Consider the following 25,672-nt stretch of genomic DNA (forward strand, 5'->3'; position numbering starts at 1 on the left):
ACTGGCTACTGGGAACCGATGGCGTTGTCTGGCGGGCCTGCGTAGCGTCGCGAACGAGCCTGAGCTGGGGAAACGCAGCAGGGCGGGGGGTGTCAACGGGGGCGGGGGACTCTAGCGTGCGCGGAATCATGGGGCGGCTCCGGAAGGCGTCTGTGGTCTCTGATCCACACATCCTTGGTAGGTTGGTGGGTATCCGGCCACTACGTTCCATCAAGGCACGGTGTCCGTAGGCTCAGTATCGGACGCGTGGTGTTTGCGCGAAATCAGGCAGCGCTGAGATGCATGTCGGGATCGGCAATGTCTTTGTCAGGGTTTTCTGACAGCCCCGGCAGGGTTTTCCGGGGGGCGTCTCCTTCACACGGCTAGTATCTACCGCCCCCAGAATGGGCTATGTTGTTTGCATCCCGACCTTTTGGTGGTGTTCGGTGGCGGACCAAGACACGCAATCCTCGAAGGCAACGCACAGGCGCCTATTGCAGTTGCAATCCACCTCAGCGGAACTCGTGGTCGGGGTGCTGGCCATCCTGCTGCTCGCGGCGTCTGTCACACGGTTGGCGCTGGCACTTCAGGCTAGAGATGCTGCGTTTATTTTTCTGGCCTCGGCAAGCATCGCCGCGATCCTGGCGCTGGTGTTCTATTGGCTTCGACTTCGGAAGCTGCGCGCCGTGGTGGCGCGGGATCTGACCCACCTTGAGAAGAGCGAAGCTCGGCTGGCCGGCATCATCCGTTCGTCCATGGAAGCCATCATTTCGGTGGATGAAACGCAACGCATCGTGTTGTTCAACCCGATGGCCGAAACGCTGTTTGGATGCCCAGCCCGCCATGCCATCGGGCGCCCGCTGTCAGACTTCATTCCCGAGCGCTTTCGCGGCGCGCACGAGGCACACGTGCGGCGCTTTGGGGTGACGGGCGTGTCCGAGCGCCAGATGGGCAAGCAGCGCCCGCTCTTTGCGCTGCATACGGACGGGCGGGAATTCCCCATCGAAGCGTCGATCTCGCAGATCGAAGTGAACGGCGGCAAGCTTTTCACCGTGATGCTGCGCGACACCACAGAGCGTGTTCGCGCGGAAGCGGCGCTGCGGCGCTCTCAGGAAGAATTGCAGCATCTGTCGGACAGCATTCTGGCCACGCGAGAAGAAGAACGGCATCGCATTGCCCGCGAGCTGCACGATGACCTGGGCCAGCGGCTGAGCGCGCTCAAGATGGACATCTCGCTGCTGGCGGCAGATCTGCAGGCCGCGCGGGGTGACAAGGCGTTGATCGACCAGACCCAGGCGATGCAGCACGTGATTGACGAAACGATTGCAGCCGTGCGGCAGATCTCCGCAGACCTTCGGCCGCCATTACTCGACGAGTTGGGGCTCGTGCCGTCCATCGAGTGGATGGCCAAGAATTTTCGCCAGCGCTTTGGCCTGGTCGTGAACGTGCATGCGCAAGAAACGGCAATGAACGAGGGGGCCGCCATCTCGGTCTTTCGGATCGTGCAAGAGGCGCTCAATAATGTCGTTCGCCATGCAGATGCCACGCGTGTGGAGATCGTGTTTGCGCAACAGGACGACGTCCTGGAGTTGTCCATTCAAGACAACGGTCACGGCTGGAGTGGGGCGCCCCCAGCAGTGGGAGAACGCAAGCCGCTGGGGTTGCTTGGCATTCGCGAGCGGGCCCGGCTGCTGGGCGGGCAGGCGACGATCACGCACGTACCCGAGGGTGGTTTTCGATTGACCGTACGCTTTCCCGCCGCTCACGAAGCCACCGAGGAGGTCCGGACATGATCAGCGTGATGATCGCCGACGATCACGCTGTGATGCGCGACGGTGTGCGTCATATCCTGGAGCGCGCGGGGGATTTCGAAGTCGCATGCGAAGCCTCGGATGGCACGCAGGTTCTGCAACTGGTGCGTGACCATCAACCGCAGGTGATCGTGCTTGATCTCTCAATGCCCGGGCGCAGCGGGCTGGAGCTGCTGCGCCAACTGCACGACGATCACCCCAGGGTGCGCGTGCTGGTACTGACCATGCACGCTGAGGAACAATACGTGGCGCGCGCCTTTCGGGCGGGCGCAGCCGGCTACCTGACCAAGGAGAGCGCGGCAACCGAACTCGTCACCGCGCTGCAGAAGGTGGCCCTTGGCGGCACGTATGTCAGCCCGCCCATGGCGGAGAAGCTTGCGCATAGCCTGGGCGAGCCCAGCGAGGAAGCTGCGCACACCCGATTGTCAGACCGCGAGATGGAGGTCTATCGCCGGTTGGTGCATGGCGAGCCGCTGACCGATATTGCCACGAGCCTGTGCGTGAGCGCAAAGACCATCAGCACCTACAAGATGCGGCTGATGGACAAGCTGCAGCTTGCCAGCGAAGCCGCCCTGGTGCGCTACGCGATACGTCATCACTTGTTCTCCGACGACGATACGCTGTAGCCTGCGCGCCGCAGCACCCGGCGCAGCCTTGCGGCACATCAAAGGCCTCCACCCCAGAATCGCTATCGTTGATGCACATGCATCGGCCGGCCGCCATCACCCCGGGGCAGTTCTGTCTGCTGTGCATGACGCTATGGGGGGCATGTGCAAGCCATTCTCAAACTCGCCTACAAGCTCTTGGTCAATGACAAGGCAAAGTTGAGCGGCTTGCTGGTCGGTATCACGTTTGCAGTGTTCCTGATGATCGAGATGACGTCGCTGTTTGCCGGCGTACTCAATCGGTCTTCGTCCGCCGTTTACAACATCGGTGCGCGCATGTGGGTCATGGACCCGGCAGTCAACACTGTGGCCAACACCATTGGCATGCCGGACTACGTGCTCGATGCGGTACGCAGTATCGACGGTGTGAAGTTTGCCGTGCCGCTGTATTCCGGCGGTGCGCTTGTGCGCCTGACCAGCGGCACCTATCAGCCCGTCACTGTCGTCGGCATCGACGACACCAGCCTGTTCGGCCGCCCACGCATGCTCAGCGGCCGTATTCAGGATCTGTACGGCGAGAACGCCTTCATCGTCATCCAAGACGCTGAGTTTGGAAAACTGGAGAACCCGCACATCGGCACCGAGTTCGAGGTCAATGACCACCGGGGGGTGATCGTCGGCATTGGCGAAGTCGCCACCAGCGGGTTGTTTGGTGTCCCCACCCTGTACACAACGTACCGCCGCGCCGTGCAATACCTGCCGAGTACGCGCTACGCAATGTCGTACATTTTGATCGAACCCAAAAGCGAGGCCGAGATTGCTGCGATCGAACGTGCGGTGGACCGGCTCGGCTATCGCGCGCTGACCAAAGAGCAGTTCATCGCACGCATCTCGCATTTCTATACCTACCAGACCGGGCTTGGTACCAACATCCTGCTGATGACCGTGATCAGCTTTGTGGTGGGGCTGTCGATATCGGGGCAGACCTTCTACACCTTCATCCTGGAAAACCTTGAGCGGTTTGGCGCGCTCAAGGCCATTGGGGCCAAGGGGCGGGAGTTGGTAACGATGATCATCTTTCAGGCCACGTTCGTAGCACTGGTGGGTTATGGGCTGGGGATCGGCCTATGCGCGGTATCAATCGCCGTGGTGCGGCTGCGCATTCCGGACTACGCGGCCATGATCACGTTCTCCAATCTGATGTTGGCGCTGGCCATGGTGATCGTGATTGCCGGCATCTCGGGCTATATCGGTGTGCGCAAGGTACTGCGTATCGAGCCCTTCGATATCTTCCGGGGCTGATTGTGACCAACGTCGCCATTGCCGCGCAGGCACTCGATAAATGGTTTGGTGAGGGAGACGCGCGCACCCGCGCACTCATGCAGGTCAGTTTTGAGGCCTACTTCAACGAGATGCTCTTCATTGTCGGGCCATCGGGCAGCGGCAAGACCACGCTGCTGAGTGTGATCTCGGGCATCCTGCGCCCCGACGGCGGCCGGGCCGTGGTGGACGGCGTCGATATCTGGAGCCTGGGTGCCGACGCGCTGGCTGATTTTCGCTTAGGCAAGATCGGTTTCGTGTTTCAGGACTACCATCTGTTCCCGCGCCTCACCACGGTCGAGAACGTCGCGATCCCGCTGATCTTACGGCATGTCGCCTGGGACGCTGCGCTTGACCAGGCCATGCATTACCTCGATGTGGTCGGCCTGAAAAACCGTGCGCAGTTGCCTCCCGTCAAGCTCAGCGGCGGTGAACAGCAGCGTGTAGCCATTGCGCGCGCCATCGTCACGCAGCCCGACATCCTGATCTTGGATGAACCCACGGCGTCACTAGACGGCGACACTGGCCGTTCCATCATGCAGTTCGTGAAGACAGAGATCCTGAACGAGCACCGCTGCATCGTGATCGTGACGCATGACGCGCGCATTCTCGACATGGCCAGCCGCATTCTCGATATGGAAGACGGCAAGCTGAGCCGCATCGAACATGGAGAGATGCGATGAAGATCCGATGGTTGTTTGTGCTCGCTGTGATCGGCGCGCTGCTAGGGATTGGGGCGGCCGTCTACTACGCACGGCAGAGCCCGCCGCTGCCGCCAGTCTTCCAGCCTGCGGCCAATCCTTACGCAACAGGCATCTATGCCAACGGCATCATCGAAAGCGACCAGCCCAGCGGCGCCAACCTGAACCTGTACTCGGAGGTGTCGGGTACGGTGGCACGTATCGCAGTGCAAGAAGGCCAGGCAGTTAAGCGCGGCGATGTATTGATCCAGATTGAAGACTCCGTGCAGCGTGCCCTGACAGCGCAGCAGCAGTCGCAGGCGGATGCCGTGGATGCCCAGTTAAACGCGCTACTCGCCCAGCCGCGCAAGGAAACATTGGAAGTCACCCGTGCCCAGGTAACAGCCGCGGACGCCAGCCTGCACACAGTGAGGGATCAGCTGGACAAGCTTGAAGCGGCTGCTCGGCTCAACCCCAAGGCAGTCAGCCGCGATGCCATGGACAATGCGGCCAACGCTGTGCGGGTGGCCCACGGCAATCTGGCTGTCGCACAGCGCCAGTACGACCTGACTCGTGCCGGCGCCTGGAGCTACGACATCCGCACGCTGCAGAAGCAACGAGACGCCTTACAGAAAGGCGCGGCTGCGGCTGCGGCGCTGCTAGAAAAATCCGTCGTGCGTGCGCCTGTGGATGGCGTTGTCATGTCCATCAATACAGCGGCGGGTGCCTATGTGTCGCCGCAAGGCACCTATGATGCCTATACGCGGGCCAATGTGCCTCTGGTCACCATGAGCGCCAGTCAGAGCAAGCTGGCCGTACGCGTGTATGTAGATGAGATCCTGGTGCACCGCTTGCCACCCGGCACAGTGCAGGCACGCATGTTTCTGCGCGGCACCGACATCAGCGTGCCGCTCGAATTCGTACGTATACAGCCGTATGTGTCGCCCAAGGTGGAGCTGTCTGACCAGCGCTCCGAACGCGTGGATGTGCGCGTGCTGCCGTTGCTCTTTCGTTTCAAGCAGCCGGACAAGCTTGCGGTCTATCCTGGCCAACTGGTCGACGTGTATCTGCAGGGGGCATCGTGAAAGCCGCGGTGTGGGCGATGGCCGTGGCGCTGATGATTGCTGGCTGCGCGGTCGGGCCAGATTTCCATACGCCGCCAGCGCCCGACGTTGACCGTTATCTGCGTGACGGCAACCCTGTGCAAGCCACCTTCGCAGACGGCGTCGCGCAGCGCTTTACGGCCGCGACGGTGCCGGCAGACTGGTGGCGCGCGCTTGGCAGTCCGGCGCTGGATCAAGCCGTGGAAATGGCCGTCGAGTTCAATCCCACCCTGCAGCAAGCGCAAGCCAATCTGCGCTCTGCACAGGATCTGCTGCGTGCCGGAGCGGGGGTGTTCTATCCGCAGGTGGCCGGCTCAGCCGATGTATCACGCCAGGCGGTGGTGCCCGCCCGACTCGGGCAGACCGGCACACCAAGCCTGTTCACGCTGTGGACGTTGGGGGCATCCGTCAGCTACGCAGTCGACATCTTTGGTGGCAATCGGCGGGCTGTGGAAGCACTGGCGGCTCAAACCGAAGGACAGCGGTACGCGGTAGCCGCCGCTTACCTCTCACTGACAGGCAATCTGGTGAACGCCATCATCGCCCATGCTGCCTATGGGGCGCAGATCGACATCACGCGTAGCTTGATTGCCGTGGTGCGTGAACAGGTGGAGATTGCGCACGCGCAGGTAAAAGCAGGCGTTATGGCACATGCCAGCGAGTTGAGCCTTGCGGCGCAGTTGGCGTCGCTGGAAGCGTCCTTGCCGCCACTGGAGCAGAAGCGGGACCAAGCTGCTCATCTGCAGGCAGTGTTGACGGGCCGGTTCCCCTCCGAGGCAGCCCCCCCGGATGTTGCACTCACCGGTTTGCAACTGCCGGCAGACTTACCCATGCTGGTGCCATCTGAACTGGTGCGTCAGCGCCCCGACGTTCTTGCCGCACAAGCGCGCCTGCATCAGGCCAGTGCCGAGGTGGGTGTGGCGACGGCGGCGATGCTCCCAGCACTGACGCTGAGCGCAGACTATGCCCGCATGAGCGGCCGCAGTGCCGATCTCTTTGGCGTACAGGCCGGCGCCTGGAGCGCAGGCGCGAACCTTGTCGCTCCGCTGTTTGAAGGCGGTACCCTGTACTTCCGCCGGGCCGCATCCAAGCAGGCATTGCAGGCGGCAGACGCCGACTATCGGCAAGTGGTGCTCACGTCGTTCGAGCAGGTGGCGGATGTGTTGCGTGCGTTGGAACACGATGCTGCCCAGCTTGACGCGCAGCTGCGAGCGCAGACGGCAGCGAGCGCTGCACTGGATGAAATCAATGCTGGCTATCGCGCGGGAGTCGCCAGCTATCTCCAAGTGTTGAGTGCCGATCTGCAGTACCAACAGGCTGTGCTTGGCACGCTGCAGTTGCGTGCGCAGCGGTTGCAGGACACGGTTGCACTATTTCTTGCCTTGGGAGGCGGGTGGCATGGCACCCGCCTCCAGGCGCCTGTGGCAGCAGACGCACAGGGATCGCCGGGATAACGACAGCCGTTGAGTTGCATCAAGCCCCAGGGCATGTAATGCGCTCTAATGGTTTGCATATCCACGCGCTTCGCCAGCTACTGTTCATGCGCACCACGCCCGCGCCATCTCCGTCTGCTGCCGACAAGATCGACATTCCGCTACACGCCGCCATGGCACGTGCGTCGATGTCGCTTTCGCATGCCTCGATGCTGATGGCCTGGCTGGATTGGGCGCTGCATATTGCGATCTCGCCAGGCAAACGGTTGGAGTTGCTACGCCTGGCACTCACACAGGCCGAAGCGCTGTTCCACTACGGGGAGAATTGCGCCGCTAGTGGGCCGCTACAGGTGGAGTGCTGCGTGCAACCTCCGACGCAGGATCGAAGGTTCCACGCTGACGCATGGCGTCTATGGCCGTTCAACGTGCTGCATCAGTCCTTCCTGCTGACGGAGCGCTGGTGGGATGCTGCCACCCATGGCGTATGGGGCGTCTCCAGCCATCACGAAGACATGGTCGCATTTGCCGCACGGCAATGGTTGGATATGGCGTCTCCCGGCAACCAGCTCATGACCAACCCGGTGGTACTGCAGCGGACCTTCGAACAGCATGGCGCCAATCTGGTGTGTGGCGCCCTCAACGCGCTAGGCGATTTCGAGCGCTATCTGAGCAACGCGCCACCGCCCGGCGCAGAAAACTTCGTGCCGGGTCGCGATGTTGCCGTCACGGCCGGCAAGGTTGTGCTGCGCAACCGGCTGATCGAGCTGATCCAGTACGCGCCTGCGACGCCCAAGGTGTATGCGGAGCCAATTCTGATCGTGCCCGCGTGGATCATGAAGTACTACATCCTCGATCTCTCACCGGAGGATTCGCTGATCCGGTATCTGGTGGAGCAAGGGCACACCGTGTTCTGCATCTCCTGGAAGAACCCTGGCGAGGGGGAGCGCGACCTTGCGATGAACGACTATCTGGAACTCGGCGTCATGGCCGCCTTGGATGCCGTGAACGACATTGTTCCCGGGCGGCGCGTTCATGCAACCGGGTACTGCCTGGGTGGCACGTTGCTCTCCATGGCTGCGGCCGCGATGGCGCGCGACGGCGACGAGCGTCTGGCGTCGATGACACTGTTTGCCGCGCACACGGATTTTGCCGACCCAGGAGAGCTCGGCCTCTTTATTGATGAGGCGCAGATCAGCCTGCTGGATGCCCAGATGGCCGAGGCGGGCTACCTGACCGCGCGGCAGATGGCCGGCGCCTTCCAGATGCTGCGTTCGTATGACCTGCTGTGGTCGCGCATGGTCGGTGAATATCTGATGGGCGAACGCGCACCGCTGAACGACCTGATGGCCTGGAATGCCGATACCACGCGCATGCCCGCACGCATGCAAGGCGAGTATCTGCGCCGCCTGTTCCTGAACAATGATCTGAGCGAGGGACGGTATCCGGTGAGGGGCAGACCTGTCTCGCTGGGGGATATATCACAGCCCGTGTTTCTTGCGGGGACGGAAACCGACCACGTCGCACCTTGGCGCTCGGTCTACAAGCTCCATCATCTGTGTCCGGCGGAGCTGACATTCGTGCTCACCAGTGGCGGACACAACGCCGGCATTGTCAGCCCACCGGGGCATCCGCATGGCCACTTCCGCATGGAAACGCGCCGCGCCGGCGGCAGCAGCTTGGCGCCGGACCTCTGGTTAAGTACCGCCACGGACCACGCCGGATCATGGTGGCCCGCATGGCATGCATGGCTGGTGGCGCATGGCGCGTCAGATCAAGCTGCAGAGTCACCTGCGCTCGGTTCGCATGCGTATCCGCCGCTGGCAGACGCACCCGGCACCTACGTCTTGGAGAAATGACGCCGAAGGAGAGCATATGGACGAGCAGCCCGATCTGCTGCTGGCGCTATACAAGTCTCAACTGGTATTGACGCAGCAGTTATGCAAAGTGATGGTGTCCGCGCGGCAGCATTGGTTGAGCTTGGGCGTCGAACTGCTGGCAGACGACATCGACGAGATCCTGGCTGCGCGCTCGGAGTTGTGTGATGCGCAGAACTGGCCGGCGGTTGCCGCCATGTGGCCGAACGCCTGGTGGCGCATTCAGCAGCACGGTGTGACAGTACTGGAGGGGTTCGTTCGCACGGCGCTGACGAACCACACGACGCTGGTAATCGAAACCCAGCAGGCGGTACGGCAATGGCAGCAGGCCGTCGTTCAAGCACTTCATCTTGCCGCTGACACGATGCCACTCCATGGCTTCTGGAAGACCACGCTTGCAGCGCGCGGCACGGTACCGCAAACCGCATCTTCTGCGCTGCCTGGCGATACATCATTCACATCCCTCCGCGCGAGGACAGACCATGAGCATCGAGAACGTGCCGCTAGCGGTGGTTGATGACCTCGGTGTCATCCGGAATCGCACATTCAACGACATTGCCGTGGGTGACACGGCGAGCATGGAACGCACGCTCACGGCGGAAGACGTTCAGCTGTTCGTCATGCTGATGGGGCAAACGGAAGGCCCAGCGCTGGGGGCTCGGGGCCAAAGCACTGCCGAGGCGCACGCCGCCGTGCCGGGCATGCTGGGTGGTGCGCTGATCGCAGCGTTGCTTGGTCAGCGGTTGCCGGGGCCGGGTGCCATCCATGTCGGACAGACGCTGCAGTTTCTGGCGCCCGTGCGTGTGGGCGATACGTTGAAGGTGTCCGTGACCGTGGTGGGCCGGAATGCAGAGCAACATCGGTTGACGCTGGCGTGCCAATGCATCAATGCCGATGGGATCATTGCCATCAGCGGCGAGGCGGATGTGATTGCGCCCACCAAGCCAGTCGAAGTGCCACGCAATGCGCTACCGGATCTGCGCGACAGCGAGGGTGGTCTTCAACGGTTGCTCGCCAACGCGCGAAGCTTGGGGGCTGTCCGCACGGCGGTCGTGCATCCGTGTGATGCGCTGAGCCTGTCGGCGGCACTGGACGCGCACGCGGATGGCCTGATCGTGCCGCGTCTGATCGCTCCGCGCGTGCGGCTGGAAGCCGTTGCGGCAGAGGCTGGCCTGACGTTGGCAGACGTGGAGATCATCGATGTGCCGCACAGCCACGCCGCAGCCACGCGTGCCGTAGAGCTGGCCGCGCAAGGCGAAGTCGAAGCGTTGATGAAGGGCAGCCTGCATACAGATGAGTTGATGTCGGCTGTCCTGCGCACAGATGCGGGGCTGAGGACCAAGCGCCGGGTCAGTCATTGCTTTCTCATGCAGACGCCGGCGTATCCACGTCCGTTCATCCTGACCGATGCCGCCGTCAACATCGCCCCGACGTTGGACGAAAAGGCAGACATCGTACGCAACGCGATCGATTTGGCACATGCCATCGGCGTGGCGTGTCCGCACGTTGCGATCCTAGCTGCGGTGGAGACCGTCAACCCGCGCATGGTTGCTACGCTGGACGCCGCAGCACTGTGCAAAATGGCGGATCGCGGGCAGATCACGGGGGCCGTTCTGGATGGGCCACTGGCTTTCGACAATGCAGTATCTGCCGCAGCTGCGCTGATCAAGGGCATCGTCTCGCCCGTAGCTGGGCAGGCCGATATCCTCGTGGTGCCGGACCTTGAGAGCGGCAACATGCTGGCCAAGCAGCTTGAGTATCTGGGCGGCGCCATCAGTGCGGGGATCGTGCTGGGCGCACGCGTGCCGATTGTGCTCACAAGTCGCGCTGATCTGCGTGTCTCGCGGCTTGCATCGTGTGCAGTGGCTGTTCTGCTGGCACATCGCTATCGGATGGTACCGCCATGAGTGCTTGTATTCTCGTGCTCAACTGCGGCTCATCGAGCATCAAGTTCGCCCTGTTTGATGTGGGCACGTTGAGCACGCACCATGCCGCGATATGGCGGGGCGAGATCCAAGCAATCGGCAGTGGACATGCAACCGTGACGGAGCAGGGTGGCACGCCAGCCGCTGTGACGTTGGCTGCCGCGCAGCCATACCACGCAGCGTTGCTGGAGATTCGTACACGCGCCAGGGAGTGGCTCGACGAAAGACACCTGGCGGCCGTTGCGCATCGCGTGGTCCATGGAGGTAGCAAATATGTTGCGCCTGTACGCGTAACGCTGGCGGTGCTGGCCGAGCTACAAAGCTATATACCGCTTGCGCCATTGCATCAGCCGTTCGCGCTGGAGGCGATCGGCACATTTCTGGAAGAGCACCCCGACGTGCCGCAGGTAGCGTGCTTCGATACGGCGTTCCATCACACGATCCCGCGTGTGGAGCAGATATTGCCGCTGCCACATGCGCTGTTCGATCGGGGTCTGCGGCGCTATGGCTTTCACGGCCTGTCGTACGAGTACATGACATATGCGCTGCCGATCCGGCACGGCGGCGTAGCAAAAGGCCGTACGATCGTTGCGCATCTGGGCAGCGGGGCGAGCCTCTGTGCCATGCAGGATCTCGCCAGCGTGGCCACCACGATGGGGTTCTCTGCGCTGGATGGGCTGATGATGGGAACGCGATGCGGTGCCATCGACCCCGGTGTCGTCCTGCACCTGATGGAAGTGGAGAAGCTCTCGCTCGAACAAGTGGGCCACCTGCTGTATCACGCGTCAGGGTTGCTGGGCGTGTCCGGCGTATCGGCCGACCCACGAGCACTGTTGCCGCTGGAGGCCCAGGACGCAAGGTGCCAGCTGGCTCTAGCGCTGTATGTCCGTCGCATCGTGCGTGAGATCGGTGCGCTTGTTGCCGTTCTAGGCGGGTTGGACATGCTGGCCTTCACCGCAGGCATCGGTGAGCACAACGCCGTCATCCGCGAGCGCGTGATGGCCGCCTTGGCCTATCTGGGTGTCATCGCCGACTCCGTGGCCAATGCAGGCAACGCGCCTGTGGTCTCTGCACCGCAGAGCCCTGTGCGGGTCGTGGTCGAGCCTACGAATGAAGAATGGGTGGCGGCGCGCCATGCACTTGCCTGCACGCAAGGAGACTAGCGATGCGCGGCAGACCACACTGGCCAACGCTGCCCAATGTATTGCCCTCTCATGTAGCAGCCGATGACATGTCGATATGGGCCAGCCTTCCGGCCGAAGATGTGCTGGACCGGTTGCAGACCCAGACACACGGTCTGACGCAGGAAGCCGCGGCACAGCGCTTGGACAAATACGGACTCAACCGCGTAGCCAATGGCCATCATGAGACTGTGCTGCTGGAGTTGCTGCGCCGTTCGATCAATCCGCTGAATCTGCTGCTTATCTCGTTGGCAGGTGTCTCGGCAGCGTTGGGCGATGTGCGGGCCGCCGTGTTGATTGCCGTCATGGTGGTGTTGAGCGTTGTCCTGGGATTTCTGCAGGAGCACCGCTCGAACCGGGCTGCGGAAGCGCTGCGGCGCATGGTGCATACAACAGCAACCGTAAGGCGCATGGATGTCGACGGCGCTGAAGCAAGCCAGGAAGTCCCCATCGAACAGTTGGTGCCGGGCGACATCGTGCAGCTTTCCGCTGGCGACATGGTGCCGGCGGACTTGCGGCTGCTCGGTGCCAAAGACGTGTTCGTCAATCAGTCTGCCCTGACCGGCGAAGCCATGCCGCAAGAAAAACACGCCCAGCCTTCCGATCAGAAAACGAACGCAGAATTCGACCAACCCAACCTTTGCTTCATGGGCAGCGCCGTGGTGAGCGGCTATGCCACGGGCGTGGTGCTGACCACAGGCCAGCGTACCGCCTTCGGCCATGTGGCCAACCTGATCGCCGCGCAACGCGTGCAGACCAGCTTTGACCGCGGCATTACGCGGTTCACCTGGCTGATGCTGACGCTGATCCTGGTGATGGCGCCCACCGTTTTCCTCATCAACGGCCTGACCAAGGGCAACTGGTTCGAGGCGCTTCTGTTTGCGGTGGCCGTGGCCGTTGGCCTGACGCCCGAGATGCTGCCGATGATCGTCACGGTCAATCTGGCCAAGGGCGCCATCGCGATGTCGCGCAAGAAAGTCATTGTGAAGCGGCTGAACGCCATCCAGAACTTCGGCGCGATGGATGTGCTGTGCACCGACAAAACCGGCACGCTCACGCAAGACCGGATCATCCTCAAGCATCATCTGGATCTTCGGGGCGAAGAATCCGATCAGGTGCTGGAGTACGCGTTTCTGAACAGCTGCTATCAGTCGGGCCTGAAAAACCTGCTGGATGTGGCTGTGCTCAAACATGTGGAACTGGAGCAACGTCTGGACGCGCACGCACGCTTTCAGAAGATCGACGAGCTGCCGTTCGACTTCGAGCGCCGGCGCATGTCGGTGGTGTTGGCACGGGATGACGGCACACACGTGCTGATCTGCAAGGGTGCGGTGGAGGAGGTGCTGGCTGTCAGTACGTACTACGTCAGCGGTGACGAGGCCGGCACGCTTGAGGCAAGCCACCTCGAACAGACGCGGCAACTGGCCGAGAACCTGAACGCCGATGGCTTTCGTGCCGTGGCGGTCGCATACAAGGAGATGCCGCCCCAGCAGAAGGAATATGCCGTGGCGGATGAGTCTGGGTTGACATTGCTGGGCTATATCGCTTTTCTCGACCCGCCGCGTGAGACCGCAGCGGCTGCCATTGCCGCATTGGAAGCCGGTGGCGTGGCGATGAAGATCCTGACGGGTGACAACGCGATTGTCGCGCGCAAGATCTGCCGCGAGGTCGGGCTGGCTGTCGAGCCGGTGGTGCTTGGCACCGAACTGGCCGCGATGTCGCCTGACCAGATGGCCGATATTGCCGAACGTGCGTCGGTCTTCGCCAAGGTGTCGCCTGCGCAGAAGGCGGCCATTGTCGAGGCGCTTCACCGCAGGGGCCATGTCGTCGGCTTTATGGGTGATGGCATCAACGATGGACCTGCGCTCAAGGCGGCGGATGTGGGCATCTCGGTGGATAGCGCAGTCGACATTGCCAAGGAGTCCGCCGACATCATCCTGCTGGAGAAGAGCCTGGTCGTGCTGGGCGAGGGCGTGACGGAAGGGCGCAAGGTGTTCGGCAACATCGTCAAGTACATCAAGATGGGCGCCAGTTCAAACTTCGGAAACATGTTCAGCGTGCTAGGCGCCAGCCTGTTTCTTCCTTTTCTGCCGATGGCACCGGTGCAGGTGCTGCTCAATAACCTGCTGTACGACTTCTCGCAAACCGCCATCCCGACAGACAACGTGGATGAGGAGTACCTCGTCAAGCCACGACGATGGGAGATCGGCAGCATCCTGAAATTCATGCTGTACATGGGGCCCGTCAGCTCGTTGTTTGACTTTGCGACCTACGCGCTGCTGCTTGGCGTCTTTCACGCGTGGGCCGATCCGTCGCTCTTCCAGTCGGGGTGGTTTGTTGAATCGCTACTTACGCAGACCCTCATCATCCACATCATCCGTACGAGCAAGGTGCCGTTTGTGCAAAGCCGCGCAAGCACGGCACTGGTGTTGACCAGCGTTGCGATTGCCTGTGTGGGCGTGGCCATGCCATTGACCCCGGCCGGTGCATTGTTCGGCTTTGTGCCGCTGCCAGTGGCGTACTGGCCCTGCCTAGCGGCAATCGTATTGGCCTATGGGTTGTCCGCTTACGTGATGAAAGCCTGGTACGTGCGCAGGTACGGCTTGGATTGAACGTGGGCGTGTCGCGCTCGTAAGAGTCCGATCAGCCCGCCAAGCGTTCGGTTTGCGCGGATGCGCCCAGCGCTGCACGCACCTCGGCATCCTCGACTTGCGGAAAGTCGGCGTAGTACATGCCGACCGCGCGGAAACCCTGCGGCGCGTAGAGGCAGATGATCTCATTGGCCAGCGGTCGAATGTCCTCCAGGCTATCTGGCGCGGCCACTGGTACCGCGCAGATAAGGCGTTGCGGATGACGCTGGCGGATGGCATGGAGCGCCGCCTTCATGGACGCTCCAGTTGCCAGGCCATCGTCGACGACGATCACAACACGCCCCTGCACGTCATATGGGCCACGGTGCGGGGTATAGAGCGCACGGCGCCGGCGAATGATGTACATCTGTTCGGCGCTTTCCTGCTCAAGGTACGTCGCATCTGCACCAATACGTCCCGCATAGGGCGCGATGTAGCTCCAGCCGCCTTCCTCCACGGAGCCCACGGCCAGTTCGGGGTTGAAGGGTGCGCCAATCTTGCGAACCAGTACCACATCCAGCTGACCGTCGAGTGCGGTTGCAATGAGCGCGCCCATGGGAACTGCGCCCCGTGGGATGGCCAACACCAGGGGATGCGTGCCCCTGTACTTGTCCAGCGCGAGTGCCAGCATGCGCGCTGCATCCAATCGATCTTTGAATCGCACAGGGTTACCTCGCGTGTGGGTGGAGTTGCGTGGTGGAACTCAGATGGCGAACAAACCATGCCCGCGCGAGTTCGGCGACTTGCTCAAGCGCACCGGCCTCTTCGAAAAGGTGTGTTGCGCGGGGCACCGTCTCCAGTGCTTTCTCACATTGCATGTGGCTCAGGGCTTGCCGGTTGAGGTCGAGAACGTCCTGATCGGCCGCGCCGACGATCAGCAGGGTCGGGCAAGCAAGCAGGCTCAGCGCACGTTGGCCGGCAAGATCCGGACGGCCACCGCGGCTGACGATGGCATCGATCGGGCGGGCCTCGTCCGACTCAGTTTCTGCAAGGATCGCGGCAGCGGCACCGGTGCTGGCTCCAAAGTACCCGAGACGCAGCTTCCGTTCTCGTGCGATGCTGCCTACTGCGCGAGTGGCGGTGCACAAGCGCTGTGCCAGAAGGCCGATGTCGAAGCGGCACGATGCATGTGCCGCCTCTTCGGCGCTCAGCAGATCGAACAGCAGCGTGGCCAGTCCGGCAGCATGGAGGTGATCGGCAACATACCTGTTGCGCGGGCTGAACCGCGAACTGCCGCTGCCATGCGCAAAGATCACCAGGCCGAATGCATTGCGGGGGCAGGTCAGGCTGCCCTCCAGCACGGCGTCGTCCGCCACAATGTCCATGCTTAGAGAAAGCGGCTCGGCATTCATGGAGCAGAGTTCCTGAAGTGGATTGGCTGCCGGCTTAGACGCTCAGTGGCGGTTGAACGCTGCCGGTCGTCTCGCGCTCTCGCTCGTTATGGACGAGGCGCGCGATCAGGCTCCACTCGGTGGCCATGGCACCGAGCACGTCGTCCAACGACAGCACGCCAACCAGTGCGCCGTCGGACGTCACCCCAACGCGCCGGACGCCGGCCGACAGCATTTCCTGCAGCGCGTCGCTCAGGCTTGCATCAAGCGGTACGTTGGAGATGCCTCGGCTCATCACATCGGCTACGCAGGTCTGAGAGGGGTCAACACCAACAGCGACCGCATCGAGCACCATGTCGCGATCCGTGACGACGCCGATTGCGTGGGGCCCGGACGGTGTGTTCTCCGTTACTACCAGCGCACCGACGTGTTTCTGGCGCATCTGCTGTGCCGCCTCCTGAAGTGTGCAGGAGAGCGGGATATGTACTGCATTGTGTGAATAGACGTCCTGCACTCGCATGATGCGCTCCTTGGCGTGTCGATCAGGCGGCCTGTTCGGTTCTTGCGGTTGCAGAACGCGCGGGCCGGGTTTTCTTTGCCTCGGAGTCGGGCAAGGTCATGAGGTTAAAGCTGTCAAAGAAGGCCCGCAGCGAATCGGAGGACGCGGCGAACAATTGCGCGGAAGAGGTTTGCCCTTCCGGTCGTTGCACCTGCTGAGTCCATTCTGTCAACCGACACAAATAGGCGGCCTGCAGCTTGTTCGTGAAGTCGATCCAAGTTTTCAGCGCCGTAGCGCTGTGGGTCGATTGCATCTTCATGAAGATGCTTTGCGCGGTAGCCAATGATGCCCAGTCATGCGTGCCGCTCAGTTCATGCTCCATCTCGCGCACATCTTCCAGTGCAGCTTCGGCGAGCTTGAGGCGGAAGTTGGACAGGTCGATTTGCGCCTCGAGCATGAAACTGGTGGTGCGGCTCATATCGCGCATGACCGCGCATGCCAGGTTGCAGGCCATATCAGAAGGTTGTTCCATTGCCATCTCCGGTGGGGTCTTGGCGGACAGGTGAGTGCGGCCGCCGAATGAGAAATCCATATGCAGCGTAGGCACTCTGTGGGTGAGTGCGTTGATATGGCGCAAACTGGCTGGCGCGCGCGAAACACCATGGCGCCGGCGCTTCGATTCAGCACACTTGATTGCCTGAGCTAGGGGGTGCGAAATCGTTGCCCTGTCTGCCGTTGATGTAAGGCACCACCGGCGATATCTCGCCAGGGATAAGACGTGCCCGCTCTTCCACGTTGAGCGGCTGTTGTGTGGCGATCTGGGCGTCCAGAACGCGCAGGTCCGCCTCCGATGCATCGAGTCCGCTGCGCATGCGCGTGCGGATGCGCGATCGCAACGTCTCGACGTCGGCAACGCAGTCCGCAATGGCCACAGTCACATCCAACCGTCGTGCTAACGAGAAGAACCGTCTGCGCTGGTGCTTGGTGAGAAACGTGGCATCCGCAATCATCGGAAAACCGGCGCTCACACCGAGCTTGCAAATCGCAGCCAGGCGCCGATAGGTTCGCTCGACTGCAAGCGGCGTGTAGCGGTCGACAGCGTTGATGTGCCGGCTACGTTGTCGTTCGACATCAGAGCGCACGCAGATCATTCCTTCTGCCTCGGCAAGCAGCGCGGCGCGGGTGGATTTTCCGCTGCCGGAGAGACCGTGCATGAGAAGGATGCAGCCGTCGTTGCGGCAGAGCAGCTCACGAGACAAGTCGAGCATCCGGCATGCCTCGCGGCGAGGCACGGCAGCCAGATCCGGTGTTCCCTCCAACTGGTGGGCGCGCTCTAGCAGCACACGCGCGCGCACCAATGCACGCATCGATGCATAGAAGGGCAGTACCGCCAATCCGCCATAGTCACCGCATCGTTCGAGGTAACGGTTGATCAGGCGATATGCCAGTCCATGCAGACTTGAGGCAAGCAGGTCCATGAACAGAAAGGCGGTGTCGTAGATGGTGTCGATCCATCGGAGCGACGGTGAAAATTCCAGACAGTCGAACGGCGTTGGCTGGTTTCCGATCAGCACGATGTTGCCGAGGTGCAGATCACCGTGGCATTCGCGGACATGGTGGGTGCGACGACGCGACGCAAATGCCTTCTCAAGGCGATCCGCATGCTGCCGGAGCAGCGATACCGTGGCTTCCGCAACTTTCGGCTCCGTGCTTAGGGCAATGACCCCGGCTGCGCAGTCCTCAAGTGTGTGCCGAATGCTTGACGGTGTGCCATCGTCTGCGCTCGAGTCGGCAACAGGTGCAGTTGCGTGAAAGTCTGCAATCAGGTCGGCCAGCGCGTCGATCATGGGCGGCCTGATCCGCCGGTTTCGAGCCATTGCGCTTAGCACGCCCTGCTGAGCAAACCGGCGCATGCAAACGGCGTACTCGAAGGGCATGCCTTGTCCATTGACGCAGATGGCGCCAGTGACCGGATGGTGCGAAATGGGTACCACGCCAAGGTACAGGGCAGGGGCGAGGCGGCGGTTGAGGCGGCACTCCTCCTCGCAATCGGTTTGCCGTGCAGCGAGAGATGAAAAATCCACAAAATCAAGCTTGACCGGCTTGCGCACCTTGTACGCAAATTCGCCCGCCAGGAATACCCACGACAGATGGGTTTCGATCATCTGCAGATCGGCAGCGGGGTGTGGATACGCCGCCGCCTCGAGCATGCTAGTGACCAGGGCTTGATCGGGCGGGGCGGAGGAGGGTGGGGGAGCTTGTTCGACCATGCGCATGTTTCGCCTCCTGACATTGAAGTTCAATATCGCTTGGCAGTCGCTGTGTGCCCTGACGTAGATCAACGTCCGCGCAGGGCGCTTGCCTAGCATGGAGTCATCGACCTCATTGGTGATTCCCATGAAAGCGCTCGTCTACGAAGGGCCCGGCCAAATCATCCTGGCCGACAAGCCGAAACCGGAACAGCAGGCGCCCAGCGACGCAGTGGTGCGTGTCACGTTGACGACCATCTGCGGCACCGATCTGCACATCATCAAGGGCGATGTTCCGACGTGCGAGCCGGGGCGCACGCTCGGGCATGAAGGCGTGGGTGTGGTGGAGTCCGTCGGTACCGCTGTGACATCGCTCAAGCCCGGTGACCACGTGTTGATCTCGTGTATTTCGTCTTGCGGCAAGTGCGCGAACTGTCGGCGCGGTATGTACTCGCATTGCGAAACGGGCGGCTGGATTCTGGGCCACCGCATCGATGGCGTGCAGGCCGAGTACGTCCGGATTCCGCACGCGGAGACCAGCCTCTACAAGCTGCCGCCGGGTGTCGACGAAGAGGCGCTGGTCATGCTGTCGGACATTTTCCCAACCGGCTTCGAGTGCGGCGTGCTGAATGGCCGCGTCCAGCCGGGCAATACCGTGGCGATTGTCGGTGCGGGACCCATCGGGTTGGCGTCATTGTTGACAGCGCAGTTCTACTCGCCGGCGCAGATCATCATGATCGACACGAACGCCGCCCGGCTGGAAGTGGCTGGCCGGCTGGGCGCCACGGCTTGCATTGACGTCTCCAGTGACGACGCGGTTGCCGCCGTGAAACGGCTGACGGACGGAGTAGGCGCTGATTGCGCGATCGAGGCGGTGGGCGTACCCGCGACGTTTGAACTGTGCCAGCAACTGGTTGCGCCAGGCGGGGTGATCGCAAACATTGGCGTGCATGGCGTCAAGGCCGACCTGCATCTGGAGACCTTGTGGAGCCAGAACATCGCCATCACCACAAGGCTGGTGGATACGGTCAGTACTCCCATGCTGTTGAAAACGGTGCGCGCGGGGAAGCTGCTGCCGGGGCAACTCATTACGCACCGGTTCAAGCTCGATGACATCCTCAGCGCCTACGACACCTTCCGCAATGCTGCAAAAACGCAGGCGCTCAAGGTGATCATCTCCGCTTAGGTGGTGACACATGTCCATTGGATCTTCAGCTTTGCGAGGTGGATGCCATGAGTGAGACGATGCTCCTGTCTTACGACCCAGTACAACACGTGTTGCCGCAGCCAACGTCCCATGTCGCGCCGGCAACGATCGCACTGGCGCCGCCGCTGCTCGATAGCGGCACCACATTGATTGGCGCGCTGACCAAGCGCCATAGCGTGCGGGAGTTCGCGCCCACGCCGCTGTCACTCCAACAACTGAGCGAACTGCTATGGGCAGCAGACGGCATCAATCGGCCGGAAACAGGTGGGCGTACCGCACCTTCAGCGCATGGCCTGAACGAGATCGACGTCTACGTCGCCTTGCCTGAAGGGGTTTATCAGTATGAGCCGGTGGCTCACCGGTTGCGGCTCAAGCATGCCGTGGACGCACGCAACCTCACCGGCTATCAAGATTTTGTTGGAAAAGCGCCGCTGGACTTGGTGTATGTGGTCAACCACGCGCGCGCAGACCAGATGCCAGAAGCATTGCGTGAAACCTTTGCTGGTGTGGCAGCTGGGGCCATTTCGCAGAACGTGTCGCTGTACTGCGCCTCCGCCGGGCTGGGATGCGTGGTGCGCGGCTGGCTCAACCAACGTCTTCTGGCAGAAGCCTTGTCGCTCAATGAAGACGAGATTCCGGTGCTGGCGCAAACGGTCGGGCGGCCGGCCACCGCGTGATGAGGTGTGTAATGAAACAAGCAAGTCGCCCGCAATCTCGGTACGTTCTTACCGCGTTGATTCTGGCTGCCAGCACACACGCCGTCGCAGCCGAGCCGAATGTTGTGGCCTCACCGGAGATCCGCTTCCAGAATGAGATCGCCTATGTGTCGGGCGGCGTGGGGCGCGATGAGCGCGACACCATGCATGCGATGGCAGGTCGATTCAATGTGCGGTTGAATGTGGTGGCAGCCAGGACTGGTGAGGCGCTCTCGGATGTTGATATTTCGGTCGCCGATGATCGCGGGAAGTTGCGCTTGCGCGTGCGCACGGAGGGTCCGCTGTTGTACATGCGCTTGCCTCACGGGCGCTACCAGATGACAGCTACGTATCGGGGTGCGATGCAGACCGTGTCCGTTCGCGCAGGCAAGCTGCCGGTTGATGCTGTCGTGCGCCTGCGTGTCGAGCCCGGCCCAGACGAGTGGCTGCTGTGCAAGCGTGGATGCGCTCGCAGCAGTGCACACCCGACGACGGCACGATGAGGCTGCCATGACAACACACCGTGTCGCGCTCATCACCGGTGGCATGGGCGGGCTGGGCGAAGCCATTGCCATCCGCTTGCATGCACAGGGGCATCGGGTGGCAGTCACGCATTCGGTGGGCAACACGCATGTGACCGCCTGGCTGGCGAAGCAGCACGCCCAGGGGCGCCTGTTCCAGACCTTTGTGGTAGACGTTGCTGACTACGACGCTTGCCAGCGGTGCGCATCGGATGTGCTCTCGATGATGGGCCCGGTCGACATTCTGGTGAACAACGCCGGCATCACGCAGGACATGACCTTCAAGCGCATGACGCTGGATGCCTGGCGGAACGTCTTGGCCACAGATCTCGACTCGGTCTTCAACATGACCAAGCCGCTGTATGAGGGGATGATCGAGCGCGGCTGGGGCCGCATCGTCAGCATCTCGTCGGTCAACGGATCGAAAGGGGCATTCGGCCAGACCAACTATTCGGCGGCCAAGGCGGGCATCCACGGGTTCACCAAGGCACTGGCACTCGAATGCGCCGCAAAAGGCGTGACCGTCAACACGATATCGCCTGGTTACCTCGCCACGCGGATGACGCGTGACATCCCGAGCGACGTCATGCAGCAGCGCATTCTTCCGCAGATTCCGGCAGGCCGCCTCGGGAAACCGGAAGAGGTGGCTGCTTTGGTGGCCTTCCTATGCAGCGAGGACGCCGCCTACATTACCGGTGCAAACCTGGCCGTGAACGGCGGCTTGTACATGCAGTAAATGACCTCGGTGTATCAAGGCTGAGGGGATCGCTTGCCTTTGGCCTCGACGAGCATCCTTTCCACGTGCGTGAATGCCTCGTGCAGTGCGATGTACGCATCTTCGTTTGAACTGTTGCTCGAAACATGCGTTCGGTGCGGCGTAAACACGTGGACGTTGACATCGAACGGCCTGCCTTGATGCTGATGTTTAGCTCCCAGAGCGAGGCTGACGCGACAGCGGACAAGGTCACCACGAATGTGTATCAAACGGTTTGCGCGAGTGATCACCACTTCTTCGACGGCTTCAGAATGGGGGACATCCTGGAACGAAATATCGACGGGCAGGCTCATGGTCAGATTCCGGTTTGTCTGGTTGCGGGCAGAGATGTTGGTACGTTCATTCTCGATCCCGCGGATTCTGAACCCTTGACTCGGATCAACTCGCCTGTTGGTGCGGGCTGCGTGTTGCCGTATAGATACGAACGGCCCGATATGGCATTCAGTCCAGATCCAACTGCGGACAGGCGGCCAGCACACTCGCTCGTGAGCGGCACTTGCGCAGAAGGTCACCTGGCCCGATCCACGACGCGCGCACATTCACGCAAGCCTCACGGAATCTTGCCGTGCTGATGCCAATCCGGTTGGCGGCTGTCGCCCAGTGTGCAAAGACTTTCGAATGGACTTGCAGATACGCGCCCCGAACATCCGGCTGCATCGGAAACATGCCCTCAGCGACAGGAAAGTCCGGGCATCGGAGATAGAAATTGAACCAGAAGAGCACCGCGTAGGCGCGCAAGATGTTCTCCATCGTTTCGGGACAAGCTGGATCGATGGCAACACGCGGACATGGGCAGGGCTCCGTGCAAAAGCGTGCCGTGGGCATGATCGTCGCTCGGTTATCCGAGAAAAAAGCGGCGCGAACGCACGGGAGCGATCTGCGTTGTCGGGTAGCTGGGTGCATCCACAGTGATCATCTGGTCCAGCCCGATGACACCCGGGAGCCGAAGCAGCGCGGTCTGAAGGGCCGCCAGGGGACGAGCGTCTTCGATATGTCCAGTCAAGTGAATTCGTCCATTTGTCACGCTGATGCAAAGACGATCCGCCTGAGACGGTGCAAACCAACCGGCAGCCGTTCTTGCCAAAACAGCAAGCGAGTGATCCGTGAGCATGGGTAGGCCCGGCCGCGAGAAGAACGTAGGCGCGCGCCTGTCGCTGCTAGCGTTTTGACTCGCTGCACCGTGAGCGGATTGGTGATTGGCGTGCGGGATAGCCATCGTGATTGCTCTCCATGCAGGCAGTGTCCTTGTCTCAATCTACGAGATCGTCCGCAAGCCCAGTTGATCAAGAGCAAAGCTTGAACCATTGTGCGAGGACATCGAACAGGGGCGCTCATTACATGGTTTGCCTCAACAGCGGAAGCAGAGCATCGAGCGGGCGCGTGTTGATTACGTCCGCCTGCCCAAACCAAGCCCGGCGCGCTTGCGTCACACCAAAAGACATGTTTGCCAGATCGGCCGGGCTATGTGCGTCGGACGCGATGCTTACCAGCACGCCTTCCGCCTTTGCCAGGCGGCATCCAAAGTCCGACAGGTCTAGGCGCGTGGGCTGCGCATTGGCTTCAACGTAGCAGCCGCGCTGCGCAATGGCCGTCAGGATCTGTTTCAGGTCAACGTTGCAGGCGTTGCGCTCGCCGATCAAACGGCCCAGAGGGTGGGCAAGGACGCTGAAGTGCGGATGGTCGATCGCACGAAGAATGCGGGATGTTTGCTGATCGATCGGTAAGCTGAAATGACTGTGGATAGCGCCCACGACAAGATCAAGACGGCCTAGCACCGAGTCGGGAAGGTCCAGTGCGCCATCCTCCAGGATGTCGACTTCCACACCTTTGAGCAGCGTCGGCCAACCCTTGTGTTCAGCGTTGAAACGGTCAATGGCGTCGGCTTGCGCAGCCAGACGTTCTGCCGTCAGTCCGTGTGTGACAGCAATCCGGGGCGAATGGTCGGTCACTGCGAGATATTGATAGCCAAGCAAGCGCGCCTGCGCGGCCATGGTTTCGAGGCTGGCGGTTCCATCGCTTGCGGATGTGTGGACATGAAGATCCCCCTTGATGTCGCTTTCCTCGAGAAGGGCGGGAAGCGTACCTGAGCGTGCGGCTTCAATCTCCCCCTGGTTTTCGCGCAGCTCGGGGCAGATCCAAGGCAGGCCGATTGCCTGGTAGACCGATGCCTCAGTCCGACCGGCAATGCTTTCTTTTCCGCGGAAGACACCGTACTCATTGATTTTCAATCCCTGCGCCTGTGCAAGCTTGCGCAGTGCAATGTTGTGGGACTTCGAGCCGGTGAAATACACCAGTGCTGCGCCGAAAGCGTCAGCTCGTACCACCCGCAAGTCCACCTGCATGCCATTCTTCAGGACGATGCTGGCACGGGTTGGCCCAGCCGAGATTCGGCTGACAACCTCGTTGTAGTGCACGAAGTGCTCAACGATCTGCGCTCGGTTCGTTCCGGCGATGAGCAGATCAAGATCCCCGACCGTATCCCGCCCCCGCCGGTAGCTGCCGGCAACCACAAGTTGGTCGACCAATCCGCTTGCCAGCAGGTAGTGCGTCAATGCGTCGGCACATGGCTTGGCGATCGCCAAGCTATAACGCCGATCGCGTGTCAGGCGTGCGGTGAGGGCTTCAAGCAAACGCGATTCGCTTCGGGCGCCAAAGCCATGCAGTTCGCGAATGCGATGCGCTGCCGCTGCCTGGGCCAGTTCGTCCAGCGAGGTGATCCCCAGTTCGTGCTGCAGTATGCGCGCGCGCTTTGGCCCCAGCCCTGGTAACTGGAGAAGCTGAACAATGGCCGGTGGAACCTCGGTACGCACACGTGTGAGCATGGCGCAGGTTCCCGTTTGGACAATCTCGCGCATCTTTGCCGCAAGATCGGCCCCGATACACGGCAACGCGGTTAGATCTGCGCCACGTGCCAGCATAGTGTCAACGCCTTCGGTCATGCCTTCGACCATGCGTGCGGCATTGCGGTAGGCACGCACCCGAAATGGGTTGGCCTGCTCGACCTCGAGCAGATCGGCAATTTCGTTGAAGATCGCGGCGATGGCTTGGTTCGCCGGACTCTGGTAGGCCGCGGTCATTGGCATGGGACCTCCTGCGTGCACGTTCCTCCATCGTTTCATCTGGCCGTGGAAAGGTCTTGCGGCACATCAAACGAAGGCGTGACTTTGCAGGAGAACGACACGCGGTCGAATCGGGTTGCGCGAGATCAACCCGCCCAACGCATGTAGCCGTATCGTGAGGACAGACCAGAGGAGCTCTCATGATCCAGCTGCTCATCCTCATCAACGTGGCGGTGTTCGTTGCAGAGATTTTTGCTGGAGACGAACTGCTGCGTACCTTTGCGCTCTGGCCGCTCGTCATATCAACGGATGGCATGCACGGCGCGTTCATGCCGTGGCAACCGTTGACATACGCCTTCCTGCACGCAAATGGCGGCCATCTGGCGCTCAACATGTTTGGCCTTTATATGTTCGGGCGCGACGTGGAGCGCACCATCGGTACTCGTCGTTCCTGCTTGCTCTATCTATCCAGCATCTTGAGCGCGGCGTTCGCGCAAATCGTTTGTACAGTCTTGGGTGTCCTGCCCGCAGCCCCAGTCATTGGCGCTTCCGGTGGGGTGTTTGGTTTGCTTCTCGCTTACGCCGCCTTGTTTCCTAATCGCACGATCGTTCCGTTGATTCCGCCGATCCCGATGCACGCTTGGGTATTTGCGGCGCTCTATGCGGTCGTCGAACTGACACTTGGCGTGAGCGGAACCGAAAGCGACGTCGCGCACTTTGCGCATCTGGGTGGTATGGCGGGCAGCGGGCTGCTGCTCTGGCATTGGTTACACGCCGCACCACGCGAGTCATAGG

24 protein-coding genes are annotated in these 25,672 nt (G+C 61.6%); 16 read left to right on the top strand and 8 right to left on the bottom strand.

What is annotated here, in order from left to right:
- Positions 1–473 precede the first annotated feature (473 nt).
- The 11 genes from AB0305_RS03520 to mgtA all read left to right on the top strand — a co-directional run bounded on the left by AB0305_RS03520 (position 474) and on the right by mgtA (position 14,523).
- Complete coding sequence (locus tag AB0305_RS03520; protein WP_366171406.1) at positions 474–1,772, top strand: PAS domain-containing sensor histidine kinase; 1,299 nt, start codon at positions 474–476, stop codon at positions 1,770–1,772.
- Positions 1,769–2,416 (top strand): response regulator transcription factor, encoded by a 648-nt coding sequence (locus AB0305_RS03525; protein WP_366171408.1) that lies wholly within the window; start codon positions 1,769–1,771, stop codon positions 2,414–2,416. Before AB0305_RS03520 ends, AB0305_RS03525 begins: the two co-directional genes overlap by 4 nt.
- 144 nt (positions 2,417–2,560) lie before the next feature.
- Positions 2,561–3,697 carry an ABC transporter permease gene (locus AB0305_RS03530; RefSeq protein WP_366171410.1) on the top strand — a complete coding sequence of 379 codons (1,137 nt, stop codon included), beginning with the start codon at positions 2,561–2,563 and terminating at the stop codon, positions 3,695–3,697.
- A gap of 2 nt (positions 3,698–3,699) precedes the next feature.
- The gene (locus tag AB0305_RS03535; protein ID WP_366171412.1) at positions 3,700–4,398 is read left to right on the top strand and encodes an ABC transporter ATP-binding protein; all 699 of its coding nucleotides are present in this window, start codon (positions 3,700–3,702) and stop codon (positions 4,396–4,398) included.
- On the top strand, positions 4,395–5,480 hold the full coding sequence (locus AB0305_RS03540; protein WP_366171414.1) for a biotin/lipoyl-binding protein: 1,086 nt from the start codon (positions 4,395–4,397) through the stop codon (positions 5,478–5,480). Before AB0305_RS03535 ends, AB0305_RS03540 begins: the two co-directional genes overlap by 4 nt.
- On the top strand, positions 5,477–6,952 hold the full coding sequence (locus AB0305_RS03545; protein ID WP_366171416.1) for an efflux transporter outer membrane subunit: 1,476 nt from the start codon (positions 5,477–5,479) through the stop codon (positions 6,950–6,952). Before AB0305_RS03540 ends, AB0305_RS03545 begins: the two co-directional genes overlap by 4 nt.
- Positions 6,953–7,038: 86 nt before the next feature.
- A complete protein-coding gene (locus AB0305_RS03550; RefSeq protein WP_366171418.1) occupies positions 7,039–8,787 on the top strand; it encodes an alpha/beta fold hydrolase in 1,749 nt (582 codons plus the stop codon).
- Positions 8,788–8,803: 16 nt separating this feature from the next.
- On the top strand, positions 8,804–9,322 hold the full coding sequence (locus tag AB0305_RS03555; RefSeq protein ID WP_366171420.1) for a hypothetical protein: 519 nt from the start codon (positions 8,804–8,806) through the stop codon (positions 9,320–9,322).
- Entirely contained in the window at positions 9,288–10,712 is a 1,425-nt protein-coding gene (locus AB0305_RS03560; RefSeq protein WP_366171422.1) for a bifunctional enoyl-CoA hydratase/phosphate acetyltransferase, read from the top strand. Before AB0305_RS03555 ends, AB0305_RS03560 begins: the two co-directional genes overlap by 35 nt.
- Positions 10,709–11,893: an acetate/propionate family kinase gene (locus tag AB0305_RS03565; RefSeq protein WP_366171424.1), complete on the top strand. Its 1,185-nt coding sequence runs from the start codon at positions 10,709–10,711 to the stop codon at positions 11,891–11,893. The genes AB0305_RS03560 and AB0305_RS03565 overlap by 4 nt, the downstream gene beginning before the upstream one ends.
- Positions 11,894–11,961: 68 nt before the next feature.
- Complete coding sequence (mgtA, locus tag AB0305_RS03570) at positions 11,962–14,523, top strand: magnesium-translocating P-type ATPase (RefSeq protein WP_366171426.1); 2,562 nt, start codon at positions 11,962–11,964, stop codon at positions 14,521–14,523.
- A gap of 31 nt (positions 14,524–14,554) precedes the next feature.
- Here the strand turns inward: mgtA and AB0305_RS03575 are convergent, their stop codons facing one another.
- The 5 genes from AB0305_RS03575 to AB0305_RS03595 form a co-directional block, all read right to left on the bottom strand.
- Positions 14,555–15,172, bottom strand: coding sequence for a phosphoribosyltransferase family protein (locus tag AB0305_RS03575; protein WP_366171428.1), 618 nt, complete (start codon positions 15,170–15,172; stop codon positions 14,555–14,557).
- 37 nt (positions 15,173–15,209) lie between these two features.
- Positions 15,210–15,893, bottom strand: a complete 684-nt coding sequence (locus tag AB0305_RS03580) for an alpha/beta hydrolase (RefSeq protein WP_366171430.1) — start codon at positions 15,891–15,893, stop codon at positions 15,210–15,212.
- A 34-nt stretch (positions 15,894–15,927) separates the two neighbouring features.
- Positions 15,928–16,392 carry a CBS domain-containing protein gene (locus tag AB0305_RS03585; protein WP_366171432.1) on the bottom strand — a complete coding sequence of 155 codons (465 nt, stop codon included), beginning with the start codon at positions 16,390–16,392 and terminating at the stop codon, positions 15,928–15,930.
- 22 nt (positions 16,393–16,414) lie between these two features.
- Complete coding sequence (locus AB0305_RS03590) at positions 16,415–16,963, bottom strand: hypothetical protein (protein WP_366171434.1); 549 nt, start codon at positions 16,961–16,963, stop codon at positions 16,415–16,417.
- Positions 16,964–17,051: 88 nt separating this feature from the next.
- Positions 17,052–18,647 carry an AAA family ATPase gene (locus AB0305_RS03595; protein ID WP_366171436.1) on the bottom strand — a complete coding sequence of 532 codons (1,596 nt, stop codon included), beginning with the start codon at positions 18,645–18,647 and terminating at the stop codon, positions 17,052–17,054.
- Positions 18,648–18,768: 121 nt separating this feature from the next.
- Between AB0305_RS03595 and AB0305_RS03600 the strand changes: the two genes are divergently transcribed.
- From AB0305_RS03600 to phbB, 4 genes are read left to right on the top strand one after another with little or no spacing between them, the layout of a single operon-like run.
- Positions 18,769–19,806, top strand: a complete 1,038-nt coding sequence (locus AB0305_RS03600; RefSeq protein ID WP_366171438.1) for a zinc-dependent alcohol dehydrogenase family protein — start codon at positions 18,769–18,771, stop codon at positions 19,804–19,806.
- 47 nt (positions 19,807–19,853) lie between these two features.
- The gene (locus AB0305_RS03605; RefSeq protein WP_366171440.1) at positions 19,854–20,504 is read left to right on the top strand and encodes a SagB/ThcOx family dehydrogenase; all 651 of its coding nucleotides are present in this window, start codon (positions 19,854–19,856) and stop codon (positions 20,502–20,504) included.
- 11 nt (positions 20,505–20,515) lie between these two features.
- The gene (locus AB0305_RS03610) at positions 20,516–21,025 is read left to right on the top strand and encodes a hypothetical protein (RefSeq protein ID WP_366171442.1); all 510 of its coding nucleotides are present in this window, start codon (positions 20,516–20,518) and stop codon (positions 21,023–21,025) included.
- A 7-nt stretch (positions 21,026–21,032) separates the two neighbouring features.
- Positions 21,033–21,779 carry an acetoacetyl-CoA reductase gene (phbB, locus tag AB0305_RS03615; protein WP_366171444.1) on the top strand — a complete coding sequence of 249 codons (747 nt, stop codon included), beginning with the start codon at positions 21,033–21,035 and terminating at the stop codon, positions 21,777–21,779.
- 14 nt (positions 21,780–21,793) lie between these two features.
- On the opposite strand, the gene AB0305_RS03620 is transcribed toward phbB, so the two are convergent.
- The 3 genes from AB0305_RS03620 to polX all read right to left on the bottom strand — a co-directional run bounded on the left by AB0305_RS03620 (position 21,794) and on the right by polX (position 24,901).
- Positions 21,794–22,111, bottom strand: coding sequence for an HPF/RaiA family ribosome-associated protein (locus tag AB0305_RS03620; protein ID WP_366171446.1), 318 nt, complete (start codon positions 22,109–22,111; stop codon positions 21,794–21,796).
- Between the two features lie 148 nt (positions 22,112–22,259).
- On the bottom strand, positions 22,260–22,568 hold the full coding sequence (locus AB0305_RS03625; RefSeq protein ID WP_366171448.1) for a hypothetical protein: 309 nt from the start codon (positions 22,566–22,568) through the stop codon (positions 22,260–22,262).
- Positions 22,569–23,152: 584 nt separating this feature from the next.
- Positions 23,153–24,901 carry a DNA polymerase/3'-5' exonuclease PolX gene (polX, locus tag AB0305_RS03630; RefSeq protein ID WP_366171450.1) on the bottom strand — a complete coding sequence of 583 codons (1,749 nt, stop codon included), beginning with the start codon at positions 24,899–24,901 and terminating at the stop codon, positions 23,153–23,155.
- Positions 24,902–25,077: 176 nt separating this feature from the next.
- Here polX and AB0305_RS03635 point away from each other — a divergent pair, with 176 nt between their 5' ends.
- Positions 25,078–25,671, top strand: coding sequence for a rhomboid family intramembrane serine protease (locus tag AB0305_RS03635; protein ID WP_366171452.1), 594 nt, complete (start codon positions 25,078–25,080; stop codon positions 25,669–25,671).
- The last annotated feature ends 1 nt before the right edge of the window (position 25,672 follow it).

This window comes from Arthrobacter sp. NPDC080086, from assembly GCF_040702285.1.

What these genes read in the sequence shown, in the direction of transcription:
- AB0305_RS03525 (WP_366171408.1), top strand. Translation starts at nt 1,769, where the DNA reads ATGATCAGCGTGATGATCGCCGACGATCACGCTGTGATGCGCGACGGT.
- AB0305_RS03540 (WP_366171414.1), top strand. Translation starts at nt 4,395, where the DNA reads ATGAAGATCCGATGGTTGTTTGTGCTCGCTGTGATCGGCGCGCTGCTA.
- AB0305_RS03550 (WP_366171418.1), top strand. Translation starts at nt 7,039, where the DNA reads ATGCGCACCACGCCCGCGCCATCTCCGTCTGCTGCCGACAAGATCGAC.
- AB0305_RS03555 (WP_366171420.1), top strand. Translation starts at nt 8,804, where the DNA reads ATGGACGAGCAGCCCGATCTGCTGCTGGCGCTATACAAGTCTCAACTG.
- AB0305_RS03560 (WP_366171422.1), top strand. Translation starts at nt 9,288, where the DNA reads ATGAGCATCGAGAACGTGCCGCTAGCGGTGGTTGATGACCTCGGTGTC.
- AB0305_RS03565 (WP_366171424.1), top strand. Translation starts at nt 10,709, where the DNA reads ATGAGTGCTTGTATTCTCGTGCTCAACTGCGGCTCATCGAGCATCAAG.
- mgtA (WP_366171426.1), top strand. Translation starts at nt 11,962, where the DNA reads ATGTCGATATGGGCCAGCCTTCCGGCCGAAGATGTGCTGGACCGGTTG.
- AB0305_RS03575 (WP_366171428.1), bottom strand. Translation starts at nt 15,172, where the DNA reads ATGCTGGCACTCGCGCTGGACAAGTACAGGGGCACGCATCCCCTGGTG.
- AB0305_RS03580 (WP_366171430.1), bottom strand. Translation starts at nt 15,893, where the DNA reads ATGAATGCCGAGCCGCTTTCTCTAAGCATGGACATTGTGGCGGACGAC.
- AB0305_RS03585 (WP_366171432.1), bottom strand. Translation starts at nt 16,392, where the DNA reads ATGCGAGTGCAGGACGTCTATTCACACAATGCAGTACATATCCCGCTC.
- AB0305_RS03590 (WP_366171434.1), bottom strand. Translation starts at nt 16,963, where the DNA reads ATGGATTTCTCATTCGGCGGCCGCACTCACCTGTCCGCCAAGACCCCA.
- AB0305_RS03595 (WP_366171436.1), bottom strand. Translation starts at nt 18,647, where the DNA reads ATGCGCATGGTCGAACAAGCTCCCCCACCCTCCTCCGCCCCGCCCGAT.
- AB0305_RS03600 (WP_366171438.1), top strand. Translation starts at nt 18,769, where the DNA reads ATGAAAGCGCTCGTCTACGAAGGGCCCGGCCAAATCATCCTGGCCGAC.
- AB0305_RS03605 (WP_366171440.1), top strand. Translation starts at nt 19,854, where the DNA reads ATGAGTGAGACGATGCTCCTGTCTTACGACCCAGTACAACACGTGTTG.
- AB0305_RS03610 (WP_366171442.1), top strand. Translation starts at nt 20,516, where the DNA reads ATGAAACAAGCAAGTCGCCCGCAATCTCGGTACGTTCTTACCGCGTTG.
- phbB (WP_366171444.1), top strand. Translation starts at nt 21,033, where the DNA reads ATGACAACACACCGTGTCGCGCTCATCACCGGTGGCATGGGCGGGCTG.
- AB0305_RS03620 (WP_366171446.1), bottom strand. Translation starts at nt 22,111, where the DNA reads ATGAGCCTGCCCGTCGATATTTCGTTCCAGGATGTCCCCCATTCTGAA.
- AB0305_RS03625 (WP_366171448.1), bottom strand. Translation starts at nt 22,568, where the DNA reads ATGGAGAACATCTTGCGCGCCTACGCGGTGCTCTTCTGGTTCAATTTC.
- polX (WP_366171450.1), bottom strand. Translation starts at nt 24,901, where the DNA reads ATGCCAATGACCGCGGCCTACCAGAGTCCGGCGAACCAAGCCATCGCC.
- AB0305_RS03635 (WP_366171452.1), top strand. Translation starts at nt 25,078, where the DNA reads ATGATCCAGCTGCTCATCCTCATCAACGTGGCGGTGTTCGTTGCAGAG.